Origin of the sequence: Pseudomonas siliginis (assembly GCF_019145195.1) — a bacterium.
GTDB lineage: Bacteria > Pseudomonadota > Gammaproteobacteria > Pseudomonadales > Pseudomonadaceae > Aquipseudomonas > Aquipseudomonas siliginis.
In genome coordinates this window covers 448143-462822 of sequence record NZ_JAHSTW010000002.1, presented here as the reverse complement: position 1 = coordinate 462822, position 14680 = coordinate 448143, and the positions used below count along the sequence as shown (strand labels likewise).

Genomic DNA, 14680 nt, shown 5'->3' with positions numbered 1-14680 from the left:
AGTACAGGTATCCCTATGAAACGTCCAAGTGGTCGCGCTGCCGATCAGCTCCGCTCGATCCGCATCACCCGCAACTACACCAAACACGCCGAGGGATCCGTACTGGTCGAATTCGGTGACACCAAAGTCATCTGCACCGTCAGCGTCGAGAACGGCGTACCGCGCTTCCTCAAAGGTCAGGGCCAGGGCTGGTTGACTGCCGAGTACGGCATGCTGCCGCGCGCGACCGGCGAGCGTAACCAGCGTGAGGCCAGCCGTGGCAAGCAGGGCGGTCGTACTCTCGAAATCCAGCGTCTGATCGGCCGTTCCCTGCGCGCGGCGCTGGATATGTCCAAGCTTGGCGATGTGACCCTGTATGTCGATTGCGACGTGATCCAGGCCGATGGCGGTACTCGCACCGCCTCCATCACCGGCGCCATGGTTGCGCTGGTCGATGCCCTGAAAGTGATCAAGAAACGCGGCGGCCTGAAAGGCGGTGACCCGCTCAAGCAGATGATCGGTGCAGTCTCGGTGGGCATGTACCAGGGCGAGCCGGTGCTGGATCTAGACTATCTTGAAGATTCCGCTGCTGAAACCGACCTGAACGTAGTGATGACCAGCACCGGCGGTTTCATCGAAGTGCAGGGCACCGCAGAAGGCGCGCCGTTCCAGCCTGACGAGCTCAATGCCATGCTGGAACTGGCCAAGCAGGGCATGAACGAAATCTTCGAGCTGCAGAAGGCTGCACTGGCTGACTGAGGTTTTTGACCACAAGGAGGACGTGATGAGTGACGAGCAAGAGTTGCTGCCCAAACCGAGCCAGGAGGTTCGCCAATGGGCGATGTTCTGTCACTTGTCCGCCTTGCTGGGGATCTGGATTCCCTTCGGCAATCTGATCGGGCCGCTGATCCTTTGGCAGATGAAACGCGAGAAGGACCCGTTCATCGATGCGCAGGGCAAAGAGGCGCTGAATTTTCAGATCACGGTGGCGATAGCCTCAATGATCTGCTTCTTGCTCATGCTGCTGATCATTGGTTTCTTCCTCTTTGGTTTGCTGGCAATCGCGGCATTGGTCCTGACGATCATTGCAGGGGTCAAAGCCAACGAAGGTTTCCCGTACAGATATCCGTTCACTTGGCGACTCATCAAGTAACAGTCTGTTGTATCGCAATATGGAAATGCCCCGGCTTATCGGGGCATTTTTATTTGTGCAACTCAATAATTGGTTTTTGTTGTAGGACTAGTCTGTTGTCGATGTGCGGTTTGGCATTTATTTATTGATATTTCTCCATTACATCTTTGGTCACAACTGATCGAGCAAGTGCTTATTCCCGTTCTTGTTATTGACGCGAGCGGGTTGTTAAAGTTGCCCGATGCAATGTTTCGATTGAAACATTTCGATATGTTCAAGCCATCGATGGCACTTGAATTCCCCAGTAATCAGTGTTGATAAAATCAGCCGGTTCACCCGTCGAGCCTAAGTAAACGCTCGCCTCGTGAATACTTAGCCAAGAATAATCCACATGATTGAGCTCGATTTCTACGGCACGCTCGTGGCCGCTTCTTTAGTACTACTGCTCGGACGCGGGCTTGTTACGCGTGTCGGCTTTCTGCGAAGTTACAATATTCCTGAACCGGTAGCGGGCGGCCTGGTGGTTGCCTTGCTCTTGTTGATATTGCGCACTTTCGATATAGAAGTCCGCTTCGATACATCATTGCAGACACCGTTAATGTTGGCTTTCTTTGCCACCATTGGCTTGAGTGCCGACCTTGCCAGTCTGAAAAAGGGCGGGCGCATCGTCGGCATCTTCCTGCTGGCGGTCATTGGCTTGCTGGTGGTGCAGAACGCCATGGGCATCGGATTGGCAACCCTGCTCGGGCTCGACCCTTTGATGGGCTTGCTGACAGGCTCGATCACGCTCGCTGGCGGCCACGGCACTGGCGCTGCATGGGGCGCGGTGTTCAGCGAGAAATATGGCCTGGCTTCGGCTTCGGAGCTGGCGCTGGCCTCAGCGACGTTCGGTCTGGTGCTGGGCGGGTTGATCGGTGGGCCCGTCGCCCGGTTGCTGATCAAGCGCGTGCAAGTGCCGGGCTGCAGTCCCCAGCAAGCGCCGCGACTGCCAAGAGGTTTTGAACAGCCGAACAAGGAACGCTCGATCACGCCGTTTTCGTTCGTCGAGACGCTGGCGCTGATTGCCGTCAGCCTGCTCGCTGGCAACTTGTTGAATGGTTTGCTCCATGGCACCGCGTTCGAGTTGCCGACCTTTGTTTGCGTTCTGTTCGTGGGCGTGGTGTTGCGTAACGGACTGTCAGCGCTTGGCTTGTATCAGGTGTTCGAGCGTGAAGTTTCCGTGCTCGGCAATGTCAGCCTCTCGCTGTTTCTGGCGATCGCGCTGATGTCGCTGAAGCTTTGGGATCTGGCGGCGTTGGCATTGCCGATCTTCATCATTCTGGCCGTGCAGGCGCTGGTCATGGCGCTGTTCGCGATTTTCGTAACGTTCCGGGTGATGGGCAGCAACTATGATGCCGCCGTGCTCGCTGCGGGACATTGCGGGTTTGGGCTGGGTGCCACGCCGACGGCGATTGCCAACATGCAAGCGGTGACGCAGCGCTATGGGCCTTCGCAAATCGCGTTTCTGGTGGTGCCGATGGTAGGAGCGTTCTTCATCGATATCGTTAACGTCATCGTGATCAAGCTGTACCTGACCTTGCCATTCTTCGCTGCGGTTTAGGAAGCACGGCGCATAAAAAATGCCCGCATCTCACGATGCGGGCATTTTCTTTGGCTGCGATACAACGCTTAGATGGTCAGCGTCCAGTCGTAGTCGACGATCAACGGCGCGTGCTGCGAAAACCGTGGCTGACGCGGCAGGCGTGCGCTGCGCACCGAGCGACGCAGGCCCGGGGTCAGGATCTGATAATCGAAACGCCAGCCCAGATTGAGCATCTCGGCCTGTTCGTTGTCCGGCCACCAGCTGTACTGATCGCCTTCACGACTGACTTCGCGCAGCGCATCGACATAGCCCATGTTGCCGACAATCTCGTCCATCCAGGCGCGTTCCGGCGCCAGGAAGCCTGGAGATTGCTGGCTGTCGCGCCAGTTCTTGATGTCGAGTTTCTGCTGCGCAACGTACAGCGAGCCACAATAAATGTACTCGCGACGTTTGCGTCGCTGTTTGTCCAGGTACTTGCCGAAATCGTCCATGAGCTTGAACTTCTGGTTCAAGTCCTCATCGCCGTTCATCCCCGAAGGAAACAGCAAGGTGGCAATACTGACTTTGTCGAAATCTGCTTGCAGGTAGCGCCCGTAGCGGTCGGCCGTCTCGAAACCGAGACCGCTGATGACAGCCTTCGGTTGCAACCGCGAATACAAAGCCACGCCGCCTTGGGCAGGGACTTCAGCATCGCAGGCATAAAGGAAGTAGCCATCCAGTTGGAAGGCTGGGTCATCCAGTTCAAAGGCGGAGGCACGGGTGTCCTGCAGGCAGATGACGTCGGCATTCTGGGCTTGCAGCCAACTGAGCAAACCGCGCTCGACTGCCGCCTGAATACCATTGACGTTCACACTGATGATCCGCATAAATGGCCCCAAAAATCGCGTGCGTGTATGATACACGGCGTCAAGCTAATTAGCTAAATCCGTGGTATTTGGGGTTTTTTTCATGCAAGCGTATCAGCGCGATTTCATTCGTTTTGCCATCGATCGCGGCGTTTTGCGCTTCGGTGAGTTCACCCTGAAGTCCGGGCGCACCAGTCCCTACTTCTTCAATGCCGGCCTGTTCAACTCGGGTTCGGCCCTGGCGCAGCTGGGACGTTTCTACGCTGCGGCCATCACCGAGAGCGGCATCCCCTTCGACGTTCTGTTTGGCCCGGCTTATAAAGGTATTCCGCTGGCGGCCACTACCGCCGTTGCGCTGGCCGAGCATCACGACCGTGACCTGCCATGGTGCTTCAACCGTAAGGAAGCCAAGGCCCACGGCGAAGGCGGCAGCCTGGTCGGCGCACCGTTGACTGGCGACGTCTTGATCATCGACGACGTGATCACCGCCGGCACCGCCATTCGTGAAGTGATGCAGATCATCGCTTCCCAAGACGGCGCCAAAGCCGCCGGTGTGCTGATCGCGCTGAACCGCCAGGAGCGTGGCAACGGCGAATTGTCGGCCATCCAGGAAGTCGAGCGTGACTTCGGCATTCCGGTGATCAGCATCGTCTCGCTGAATCAGGTGCTGGAGTTCCTCGCCGACGATCCGCAGCTCAAACAGCATTTGCCAGCCGTGGAGGCCTACCGCGCGCAGTTCGGCGTTTAACCGCAGAGCACTGTGGGAGCGAGCCTGCTCGCGAAGAGGCCTTTACTCTCAACATTTATGTGATGCAACCGCCGCTTTCGCGAGCAGCCTCGCTCCCACAGGGATTGCAGGGCAAAAAAAGACCCCGCTCAGTCAGGCTGAGCGGGGTCTCTTTGTTTGCAGCAGTGCTTAAGGACGCTTGCGATTGCTGATCAGCGTACCCACGCCAGTATCGGTGAAGATTTCCAGCAGAATCGCGTTCGGCACACGACCGTCGATGATCAACGAACTGCCTACGCCACCCTGAACCGCTTCCAGTGCGCAGCGGATCTTCGGCAGCATGCCGCCGTAGATCGTGCCATCGGCGATCAGGTCGTCGACCTGCTGCGTGCTCAGGCCGGTCAACACGGTGCCCGACTTGTCCATTAGGCCGGCAATGTTGGTCAGCAGCATCAGCTTTTCGGCTTTCAGCGCTTCGGCAACCTTGCCCGCCACCAGGTCGGCGTTGATGTTGTACGACTCGCCGTTTTCACCGACGCCAATCGGTGCGATGACCGGGATGAAGTTGCCTTTGACCAGCAGATTCAACAGCTCGGTATTGATGCCGACGACTTCGCCGACATGGCCGATGTCGATGATTTCCGGTTGGGTCATCTCCGGGGTCTGGCGGGAGACGGTGAGCTTCTTCGCCCGGATCAGCCCGGCATCCTTACCGGTCAGGCCGATGGCGCTGCCGCCATGGCGGTTGATCAGGTTGACGATGCTTTTGTTGACCTGACCGCCAAGGACCATTTCCACCACGTCCATGGTCGCCGCGTCGGTTACGCGCATGCCGTCGACGAAGTGGCTTTCGATCGACAGGCGCTTGAGCAGATCACCGATCTGCGGGCCGCCACCGTGCACGACCACCGGGTTGATGCCCACGGCTTTCATCAGCACGATGTCGCGGGCGAAGCCGGTTTTCAGCTCCTCGCTTTCCATCGCGTTGCCGCCGTATTTGATCACCAGGGTCTTGCCGACGTAGCGTCGGATGTAAGGCAGCGCTTCGGACAGGACCTTGGCAGTGTTGGCGGCGGCTTCGCGTTCGAGGGTCATTCAGGGCTCCGGGTGGATCAGAACGGTAGTTGGAGATCAGGTGCAACGCGTTTCAGTTGGGCGTGGAACACATCCTTGATGCGCTGCAGTTCAGCTTCGTCATCGGCCTCGAAGCGCAGCACCAGCACCGGTGTGGTGTTGGACGCGCGCACCAGGCCCCAGCCTTTGGCGTAATCAACACGCACGCCGTCGATGGTGGTCAGGTCGGCGCCTTCGCCCCACTGAGCATCGTGCAGTGCATCAATGATGCTGAATTTGCTCTCTTCGGTCACATGGATATTGATTTCCGGCGTGGAAATATCGTTCGGGAAGGTCGCAAACAGCTCTTCCGCAGTGGATTTTTCCTTGCTGAGGATCTCCAGCAGACGTGCGGCGCTGTAGATGCCGTCGTCGAAACCGAACCAGCGCTCCTTGAAGAAGATGTGCCCGCTCATTTCGCCGGCCAACAGCGCGCCGGATTGTTTCATTTTCTTTTTGATCAACGAGTGACCGGTCTTCCACATTAGCGGCCGACCGCCGTATTCCTTGATCAGCGGCACCAAACGGCGAGTGCATTTGACGTCGAAGATGATTTCCGCGTCCGGGTTACGCGCCACTACGTCGCGAGCGAACAGCATCAGCAGGCGATCCGGGTAGACGATACTGCCGGTGTTGGTCACCACGCCGACGCGGTCACCGTCGCCGTCGAAGGCCAGGCCGATATCGGCGTTGGTCTCTTTGACTTTGGCAATCAGGTCTACGAGATTTTCCGGTTTGCCCGGATCCGGGTGATGGTTCGGGAAGTTGCCGTCGACTTCGCAGAAAAGCGGGATGACTTCGCAGTTCAGCGCTTCGATCAATTGCGGGGCGATCACGCCGGCCGCGCCGTTGCCGCAGTCGACCACGACTTTCAGGCGGCGGGCCAGTTTGATGTCCTGGACGATTTCGGTGTTGTAGCGGTCGAGGATTTCGACCTGAGTGACGCTGCCCTGGCCGCTGCTCAGGTCGTTGTTCTTGATGCGCTCGTGGAGCACCTGAATCTGCTCGTTGGCGAGGGTGTCGCCGGCGATGACGATTTTGAAGCCGTTGTAGTTCGACGGATTGTGGCTACCGGTGAGCATCACCCCGGACTTGCCGGCCAGCACGTTGGCGGCGTAGTACAGCGCTGGCGTTGGCACCAGGCCGACATCGCTGACGTGGCAACCGCTCTCGGCGATGCCGCGAATGAGTTCCGCGACCAGCTCCGGGCCTGACAGGCGACCGTCACGACCGACCGACACGTTCGGTTCACCCTGGGCCAGGCTCTGCGAGCCGATGGCACGGCCGATCCAGTAAGCGGTTTCACCGTTGAGGTATTCCGGCACAGTGCCGCGAATGTCGTAGGCGCGGAAAATGCTGTCAGGCAGCGTCGGGGCGATCTTGGCGGGGGTGCTCATCTGTGGACATGCTCCATCTCGAAAAGGGCGGGACAGACCGGCGAAATGTTCGACGGCAGGCTCAAACTGAAGGGTATGACGGCGTTTTCCACAGAGAGTTCGTGCTATGAAAGGGCCATGACGCCCCGGCTGGCGTGGCTTTCGGCCGGCAAAACCTTGATTTACGGTGTTAAAACCTGCTGCCGATGTAGCGCATTTTTTGTGGCGAGGGGATTTATCCCCGTTGGGCTGCGCAGCAGACCCAAAATCTTGGGGCCGCTTCGCAGCCTATCGGGGATAAATCCCCTCACCACAATAATTTCTATCCGGTTATTTGGTGCCGGTATGGCCGAAACCGCCGGTACCGCGCTCGGTCTCGACAAACTCTTCAACCATTTCGAAATGCGCCTGCACCACCGGTACCAGCACCAATTGCGCCAGACGTTCGCCGACGGTCATGGTGAAGTCGCTCTGGCCGCGGTTCCAGCAGGAGACCATCAGCGGGCCCTGGTAATCGGAGTCGATCAGGCCGACCAGATTGCCCAGCACGATGCCGTGTTTGTGGCCCATGCCCGAGCGCGGCAGGATCAGTGCGGCGAGATTCGGGTCGCCGATATAGACCGACAGGCCGGTGGGAATCAGCACGGTTTCACCCGGTTTGATCACGATGTCCTGTTCCAGCATGGCGCGCAGGTCGAGGCCGGCGGAGCCTGGCGTGGCGTATTGCGGCAGCGGGAATTCGCTACCGATGCGTGGATCGAGGATCTTGGCTTGCAAAGCGTGCATGTAAATTAAACCTGGTTCAGACGTTCGGCGATAAAAGTGACCAGTTGGCGAGCGATCTTGCTCTTGCTGGTCTGGGCGAAAACCGTGGCGTGCAGCTCACGGTCGATGACGCTGCAGGCGTTTTCTTCGCTGTTGAAACCGATGCTCGGGTTGGCGACGTCGTTGGCGACGATCAGATCGAGATTCTTGTCCTTCAGCTTGCGTGCAGCGTAGTCGAGCAGGTGTTCGGTTTCGGCAGCGAAGCCGACACTGAACGGACGGTCGGGACGGGTCGCGATGGTGGCAAGGATGTCCGGGTTGCGCACCATTTGCAGGACGAAGCCGTCTCCGCTCGTAGGATCTTTCTTGAGTTTGTGCGGGGCGACGACTTCAGGGCGGTAGTCCGCCACCGCTGCCGACGAGATGAACACGTCGCAAGGCATGGCTGATTCGCAGGCGGCGAGCATATCGCGGGCGCTGACCACATCGATCCGCGTCACGCGATCAGGCGTCGGCAGGTGCACCGGGCCGCTGATCAAAGTGACACGGGCGCCGGCTTCCACGGCTGCTTCGGCGAGGGCAAAGCCCATTTTTCCCGAGCTGTGGTTGGTGATGTAGCGCACCGGGTCGATGTTTTCCTGAGTCGGGCCGGCGGTGATCACCACATGCTTGCCGGTCAATGCCTGGCGCTGGAAGCAATCGGCGGCGAGCAGTGCCAGATCGGTGGCTTCCATCATGCGGCCCATGCCGACGTCGCCGCAGGCCTGGCTGCCCGAGGCCGGGCCGAAAGTCTTCAGGCCACGGCTCTCCAACAGTTGCAGGTTGGCCTGGGTCGCCGGGTCGCGCCACATCGCCTGATTCATTGCTGGCGCGACAGCAACCACAGCGTCGGTGGCCAGCACCAGCGTGGTCAGCAGATCGTTGGCAATGCCTTGGGCCAGGCGGGCGATCAGGTCGGCGGTGGCCGGGGCGATCAGCACCAGATCGGCCCATTTCGCCAGCTCGATATGGCCCATGGCGGCTTCGGCGGCAGGGTCGAGCAAGTCGAGGTGAACCGGGTGGCCCGACAGGGCCTGCATGGTCAGCGGGGTGATGAATTCGGCGCCGCCATGGGTCATGACCACGCGCACTTCGGCACCCTGGTCGATCAGGCGGCGAACCAGATCGGCGCTCTTGTAGGCCGCAATGCCGCCGCCGACGCCCAGAACGATGCGTTTCCGATACAGCCGCTGCATAGGTCTGCCTTTCATTTCGTTGATGACGGCGGCGCGATACCCCTCCCCAGGGTTGAATCGACCGCCAAAAAGATGGGCTACGATATCACAGCGACCGCTACGGAACAGCGGCGCCCACAGACAAGGAGGTGCTATGAGTATTCGCGATTGGCCGGCGGCGGAACGGCCACGGGAAAGGCTGTTGGAACACGGCGCAGGGAGTCTTTCGGACGCTGAGTTGTTGGCGATTTTTCTGCGCACCGGATTGCCCGGAAAAAGCGCTGTCGACCTCGCCAGACATCTGCTGACGCAATTCGGTGGCCTGCGTTTGCTGCTCGAGGCCGATCAGGACGCATTCAGCAAACAACTGGGCCTCGGCCCCGCCAAGTTCGCCCAGCTGCAAGCCGCGCAGGAAATGAGCAAGCGCCATCTGGCCGAGCGCTCACGACAGAAACCGGCACTGGAAAACCCTCAGGTCGTCCGCGATTACCTCAAGGCGATGCTGCGACATGAGCCGCACGAGGTGTTCGGCTGCCTGTTTCTCGATTCGAAACATCAGGTGCTGAATTTCGAGGCGCTGTTTCGCGGCTCGATCGACAACACCAGCGTGCACCCACGGGAGGTGGTGAAGCGGGCGCTGGCCAATAACGCCGCAGCGGTGATCCTTTGTCACAACCACCCGTCCGGCAACACCGATCCGAGTCAGGCCGATCGGCTGCTGACCAAGCGCCTGCAGAAAGCGCTGGAGTTGATTGACGTGCGAGTGCTCGATCACTTCATCGTCGGAGACGGCGAGCCGCTGTCGATGGCGGAGTGTGGCTGGATGTAGTTCTTGGCGCCAATTCTGGACCCTGTGGGAGCGAGCCTGCTCGCGAAGGCGTTTTACCAGTCAGCATCATTGTTTGCTGACAGACCGCTTTCGCGAGCAGGCTCGCTCCCACAGATTGTTTCCATCCACCGGTTTGTGTCAGGCAGGTTATTTGAGGCTGATCTTGGAGTAATCCTGGCGGCCAAACGGGCTGACGGAATAACCCTGAACATCCTTGCGCGTCAAAGCGTAGGCCGTCGGGTGCGCCAGTGGCAGCCACAACGCCTGCTGCTGGATCTGTGCCTGTGCCTGTTCATACAGCTTGGTGCGCACGCCTTGCTCGCTGGTGGTCTTGCCGGCGCTGATCAGCTTGTCCAGATCGGCATTGCAGTACCGCGCGAAGTTGGTCCCGGACTTCACCGCCGCGCAGGAAAACTGCGGCGTGAGGAAGTTGTCCGGGTCGCCGTTGTCGCCGGCCCAGCCCATGAACAGCAGGTCGTGCTCGCCGGCCTTGGCGCGACGAATCAGCTCGCCCCATTCGATCACACGAATTTCTGCCTGGATGCCGATCTCGGCCAGATCCGACTGCAGCATCTGCGCGCCGAGACTTGGGTTCGGGTTGAGCAGGCTGCCCGATGGCCGCGTCCAGATTGTGGTCTGGAAGCCATCCTTCAAGCCGGCCTTGGCCAGCAGCGCCTTGGCTTTGGCCACGTCGTGTGGATAGCCCGGCAGGTTCTTCGCGTAGCTCCAGGTGTTCGGCGGGTACGGGCCGTTGGCCGCTTCGGCGGTGTCTTCGAACACGGCTTTGATGTAGTTGGCCTTGTCGAAAGCGAGGTTGATCGCCTGGCGCACTTCCGGTTTGTCCAGTGGCGGATGCTGGCTGTTGATGCCCACGAAAGCGGTCATGAACGCGTCAGTCTTTTCGACTTTCAGCGTCGGCTCCTTCAGCGCAGCCTGTACGTCCAGTGGTTTTGGCGACAGGGCGATCTGGCATTCATTGCGTCGCAGCTTTTGCAGGCGCACGTTGGCGTCCGGCGTGATGGCGAAGATCAACGGGTCGACCGCAGGCTTGCCACGGAAATAGTCCGGATTGGCCTTGTAGCGAATCGCCGCGTCTTTCTGGAAGCGATTGAACACGAACGGGCCGGTGCCGATCGGCTGGCTGTTGAGTTTGTCGGTGGCGCCGGCCTTCATCAGTTTGTCGGCATATTCGGCGGAATAGATCGAGGCGAAACCCATGCTCAAGGTCGCGAGGAAGGTCGAATCCGGATGGTCGAGGGTAAAACGCACGGTCAGCGGGTCGAGGGCGTCGATCTTCTTGATCAGGCTCGGCAGTTGCATCGACTGCGCATGGGGGAAGCCGCTCTGGGCGACCTTGTGCCACGGGTTGGCCGGGTCAAGCATGCGGTCGAAGCTGAACTTGACGTCTTCGGCACTCAGCTCGCGGCTCGGCTTGAAGTAGTCGGTTGTGTGAAATCTCACCTGCGGGTGCAGTTTGAACACATAGGTGAGGCCGTCGGTGCTGACTTCCCAGCTGTCGGCGAGGCTCGGGATGACCTTGCCACTGGCGGTGTCGAAATCCACCAAGCGGTTCATCAGTACGTCAGCTGAAGCATTGGTGGTGGTCAGCGAGTTGTACTGCACCACGTCGAACCCTTCAGGGCTGGCCTCGGTGCACACGCTCAACGCGGCGGCTTGGGCAAGGGGGCTCAGCAGGAGCGGGGCGAGCAACAGGGGTAGGGCAGCGAGGCGCATGGTCGGTTTCCTTTACAGATCGAAGGCCCATCTGCAAGTGCAGTCTGGAAAAGTCCTACCCTAGAGCTCTGAATTGCAAATGACTATCCCCTTTTTGCATTTTCAGGCGCACTCTTGCGCGGTTTCGAGCGTGGGCAGGGGGATGAAAAGTCTGAATCGCCTGTAGGACGGTATTTCTGCGACGAGTGGTCAAAACTGGCCGCAGCCTTTGTCCAAGGCGTCTGCGGCGGAAAAAATCGCCCTTTTGCCGATTGATTGCACACCGATTGTTGTTGCACCCCGGTCTTTCTGGTATAAAGCAGCGCTCTTTTCTAGGGGCCCGGTTCCTTCACTGTAGGTGTAGCCGGTAAGACCTCTAAAGAAACGCGGCGCCTGGCGCCAAATGACTGAGAGATTAAGCGGCCAACCCATGCCGGGTTGGGCATGTGGTTTTAGAGGGCTGAGGCATGTCGAGAGTATGTCAAGTTACCGGTAAGGGTCCGGTGACTGGGAATAACATTTCCCACGCAAACAACAAAACCCGTCGTCGTTTCCTGCCGAACCTGCAGCATCACCGCTTCTGGGTTGAAGAAGAGAAACGTTTTGTGCGTCTGCGCGTATCTGCCAAAGGCATGCGTATCATCGACAAGCGTGGCATCACTGTCGTGCTCGCCGAACTTCGCCGCGATGGCAAGATTTAAGGGAGCTAATCATGCGTGAATTGATTCGTTTGATCTCGAGCGCCGGTACTGGTCACTTCTACACTACCGACAAGAACAAGCGTACTACCCCGGACAAAATCGAGATCAAGAAATATGATCCGGTTGTTCGCAAGCACGTGATGTACAAGGAAGGCAAAATCAAGTAATTGATTTTTCCTGACTGCGAAAAAGGCCCGTATCGTGAGATGCGGGCCTTTTTTTTGCCTTGGATTCTGCGGTGACCGGTTGGGCCTTATCGCTGGCAAGCCAGCTCCCACATTGATTGCCGGTCTTCACAGAACCTGTGTCATGCACAAAACCTGTGGGAGCTGGCTTGCCAGCGATGAGGGCCGATCAGCCAGCAAACATCTCAAGCCTTCTGTTCAAAGATCACATAAACCTTGCGGCAAGCCTCCAGCACTTCCCAGGTTCCGCGAAACCCCGCCGGGATCACGAAGCGATCGCCAACGCGCAAGGTCTTGGCATTGCCATCGCTGTCACGCAATACCGAAACCCCCTGGAGAATCTCGCAGTACTCATGCTCGGTGTAATTCACCGTCCACTGACCCACCGCGCCTTCCCACACACCCACGCCCATTTGCCCACAAGGGCTGTCGTATTGATGAAACACCGCCTGCTCAGGATCGCCCTTGAGCACCTTCGCCGGGTCCGGGCGATAACGCTCGGCTTCGCTGCTGGCGAGGCTGATGTCGACGACGTTCTGGATGTTCATTGTTGTTTTCTCCGCTAGTGACGGCGCATGGGCTGGAATGGGCCAAAGTCTATGTTTATTAAAATGAACACCGCAAGGCCGTATGGCCAGCTTATGTCAAATATATTGAAACAAACCCGGTCGCTGGTTTAGGGTGGCGGGTGCCTCGGGCCGAAAGTGCAGGCTGGCCGGGCAGAATTCTTGAACAGCGCCGCAGCGCTTGTGGTGCTCGTATTCAATAAGAGGAGGACACCCGAATGACCACCCTGACTCGTGCCGACTGGGAACAACGCGCCCGCGATCTGAAAATCGAAGGCCGCGCCTTCCTGAATGGCGAATACACCGACGCCGTCTCCGGCGAAACCTTCGAATGCATCAGCCCGGTCGATGGCCGCCTGCTCGGCAAGGTCGCCAGCTGTGACGCCGCCGACGCCGACCGTGCTGTAGAAAACGCCCGCGCCACTTTCAATTCCGGCGTCTGGTCGCGCCTGGCGCCGACCAAGCGCAAAGCCACCATGATCCGCTTCGCCAGCCTGCTGAAACAGCACGCCGAAGAACTGGCGCTGCTGGAAACCCTCGACATGGGCAAGCCGATCAGCGATTCGCTGTACATCGACGTGCCGGGCGCGGCGCAGGCGTTGAGCTGGAGCGGTGAAGCGATCGATAAGATCTACGACGAAGTTGCCGCCACCCCGCATGACCAACTGGGTCTGGTGACCCGTGAGCCGGTGGGCGTGGTCGGCGCTATCGTGCCGTGGAACTTCCCGCTGATGATGGCCTGCTGGAAACTCGGCCCGGCGCTGTCGACCGGTAACTCGGTGATCCTCAAGCCGTCGGAAAAATCGCCGCTGACCGCCATCCGTATCGCTGCGCTGGCCATTGAAGCCGGGATTCCGAAAGGCGTGCTCAACGTGCTGCCGGGCTACGGCCACACCGTCGGCAAGGCGCTGGGTCTGCACAATGATGTCGACACGCTGGTCTTCACCGGCTCGACCAAGATCGCCAAGCAACTGATGGTCTATGCCGGCGAATCGAACATGAAACGCGTCTGGCTGGAAGCCGGCGGCAAGAGCCCGAACATCGTCTTCGCCGATGCGCCGGATCTGCAGGCCGCCGCTGAATCCGCCGCCAGCGCCATCGCCTTCAACCAGGGCGAAGTGTGCACCGCCGGTTCGCGCCTGCTGGTCGAGCGTTCCATCAAGGACAAATTCCTGCCGATGGTCATCGAAGCGCTGAAAACCTGGAAGCCGGGCAATCCGCTGGACCCGGCGACCAACGTCGGTGCGCTGGTCGATACCCAGCAGATGAACACCGTGCTGTCGTACATCGAATCCGGCCATAGCGATGGCGCCAAACTGGTCGCCGGCGGCAAGCGCATCCTCCAAGAGACCGGTGGCACTTACGTCGAGCCAACCATTTTCGATGGTGTGAGCAATGCGATGAAGATTGCCCAGGAAGAGATTTTCGGACCAGTGTTGTCGGTGATCGCTTTCGACAGCGCCGAAGAAGCCATCCAGATTGCCAACGACACGCCATACGGTCTGGCCGCAGCGGTGTGGACCCAGGACATCTCCAAGGCGCACCTGACCGCCAAGGCCTTGCGCGCCGGTAGCGTGTGGGTCAACCAGTATGATGGCGGCGACATGACCGCGCCGTTCGGTGGCTTCAAGCAGTCGGGCAACGGTCGCGACAAATCGCTGCACGCCTTCGACAAGTACACCGAGCTGAAGGCGACGTGGATCAAGCTGTAAGCCGCTGACGGGAGCCCGCTCACTCGGGGCTTCCTGACCAAACAGAGATCCCCTGTGGGAGCGAGCCTCTGTGGTGAGGGGATTTATCCCCGTTCGGCTGCGAAGCAGTCGCTAAACCATTGCACGCGATGTACCTGATACATCGTGGTTGCAGGTTTTGGGGCCGCTGCGCGACCCAACGGGGATAAATCCCCTCGCCACAGGGGCTCGCTCCCACAGTGATTTTGTGGTGCATATAAAA

14 protein-coding genes and 1 pseudogene are annotated in these 14680 nt (G+C 59.2%); 8 read left to right on the top strand and 7 right to left on the bottom strand.

Translation table 11 applies throughout. The features are described from left to right. Positions 1-15 precede the first annotated feature (15 nt). From rph to gltS, 3 genes are all read left to right on the top strand, one after another. Positions 16-738: a ribonuclease PH gene (rph, locus tag KVG87_RS05985; protein ID WP_024014799.1), complete on the top strand. Its 723-nt coding sequence runs from the start codon at positions 16-18 to the stop codon at positions 736-738. Between the two features lie 25 nt (positions 739-763). Further along, on the top strand, positions 764-1132 hold the full coding sequence (locus KVG87_RS05980; protein ID WP_016772541.1) for a DUF4870 domain-containing protein: 369 nt from the start codon (positions 764-766) through the stop codon (positions 1130-1132). Between the two features lie 370 nt (positions 1133-1502). Next, positions 1503-2711, top strand: a complete 1209-nt coding sequence (gltS, locus tag KVG87_RS05975) for a sodium/glutamate symporter (RefSeq protein ID WP_217849740.1) — start codon at positions 1503-1505, stop codon at positions 2709-2711. Between the two features lie 68 nt (positions 2712-2779). On the opposite strand, the gene crc is transcribed toward gltS, so the two are convergent. Further along, the gene (gene crc / locus KVG87_RS05970; protein ID WP_016772543.1) at positions 2780-3559 is read right to left on the bottom strand and encodes a catabolite repression control protein Crc; all 780 of its coding nucleotides are present in this window, start codon (positions 3557-3559) and stop codon (positions 2780-2782) included. A gap of 82 nt (positions 3560-3641) precedes the next feature. On the opposite strand from crc, the gene pyrE reads away from it, so the two are divergent. Next, positions 3642-4286 (top strand): orotate phosphoribosyltransferase, encoded by a 645-nt coding sequence (pyrE, locus tag KVG87_RS05965; protein ID WP_217849737.1) that lies wholly within the window; start codon positions 3642-3644, stop codon positions 4284-4286. Between the two features lie 168 nt (positions 4287-4454). On the opposite strand, the gene argB is transcribed toward pyrE, so the two are convergent. The 4 genes and pseudogenes from argB to coaBC form a co-directional block, all read right to left on the bottom strand. Continuing rightward, positions 4455-5360 (bottom strand): acetylglutamate kinase, encoded by a 906-nt coding sequence (gene argB, locus KVG87_RS05960; protein ID WP_016772548.1) that lies wholly within the window; start codon positions 5358-5360, stop codon positions 4455-4457. Positions 5361-5377: 17 nt separating this feature from the next. Further along, positions 5378-6781, bottom strand: a pseudogene (locus KVG87_RS05955) (phosphomannomutase/phosphoglucomutase); the annotation flags it as partial. Positions 6782-7084: 303 nt separating this feature from the next. Further along, positions 7085-7540, bottom strand: coding sequence for a dUTP diphosphatase (dut, locus tag KVG87_RS05950; RefSeq protein ID WP_041476635.1), 456 nt, complete (start codon positions 7538-7540; stop codon positions 7085-7087). A gap of 5 nt (positions 7541-7545) precedes the next feature. Next, positions 7546-8754, bottom strand: a complete 1209-nt coding sequence (gene coaBC, locus KVG87_RS05945) for a bifunctional phosphopantothenoylcysteine decarboxylase/phosphopantothenate--cysteine ligase CoaBC (protein WP_016772551.1) — start codon at positions 8752-8754, stop codon at positions 7546-7548. Between the two features lie 133 nt (positions 8755-8887). On the opposite strand from coaBC, the gene radC reads away from it, so the two are divergent. Beyond that, entirely contained in the window at positions 8888-9562 is a 675-nt protein-coding gene (radC, locus tag KVG87_RS05940) for a RadC family protein (protein ID WP_041476636.1), read from the top strand. Between the two features lie 147 nt (positions 9563-9709). On the opposite strand, the gene KVG87_RS05935 is transcribed toward radC, so the two are convergent. Then, entirely contained in the window at positions 9710-11296 is a 1587-nt protein-coding gene (locus KVG87_RS05935) for an ABC transporter substrate-binding protein (RefSeq protein WP_217849732.1), read from the bottom strand. Positions 11297-11742: 446 nt separating this feature from the next. On the opposite strand from KVG87_RS05935, the gene rpmB reads away from it, so the two are divergent. Further along, on the top strand, positions 11743-11976 hold the full coding sequence (gene rpmB / locus KVG87_RS05930) for a 50S ribosomal protein L28 (RefSeq protein WP_007920377.1): 234 nt from the start codon (positions 11743-11745) through the stop codon (positions 11974-11976). 11 nt (positions 11977-11987) lie between these two features. After that, a complete protein-coding gene (rpmG, locus tag KVG87_RS05925; protein WP_016772554.1) occupies positions 11988-12143 on the top strand; it encodes a 50S ribosomal protein L33 in 156 nt (51 codons plus the stop codon). A 203-nt stretch (positions 12144-12346) separates the two neighbouring features. On the opposite strand, the gene KVG87_RS05920 is transcribed toward rpmG, so the two are convergent. Further along, positions 12347-12709, bottom strand: a complete 363-nt coding sequence (locus KVG87_RS05920; protein WP_016772555.1) for a cupin domain-containing protein — start codon at positions 12707-12709, stop codon at positions 12347-12349. A gap of 236 nt (positions 12710-12945) precedes the next feature. Between KVG87_RS05920 and KVG87_RS05915 the strand changes: the two genes are divergently transcribed. After that, on the top strand, positions 12946-14439 hold the full coding sequence (locus tag KVG87_RS05915; RefSeq protein ID WP_217849730.1) for an aldehyde dehydrogenase: 1494 nt from the start codon (positions 12946-12948) through the stop codon (positions 14437-14439). Positions 14440-14680: the final 241 nt, after the last annotated feature.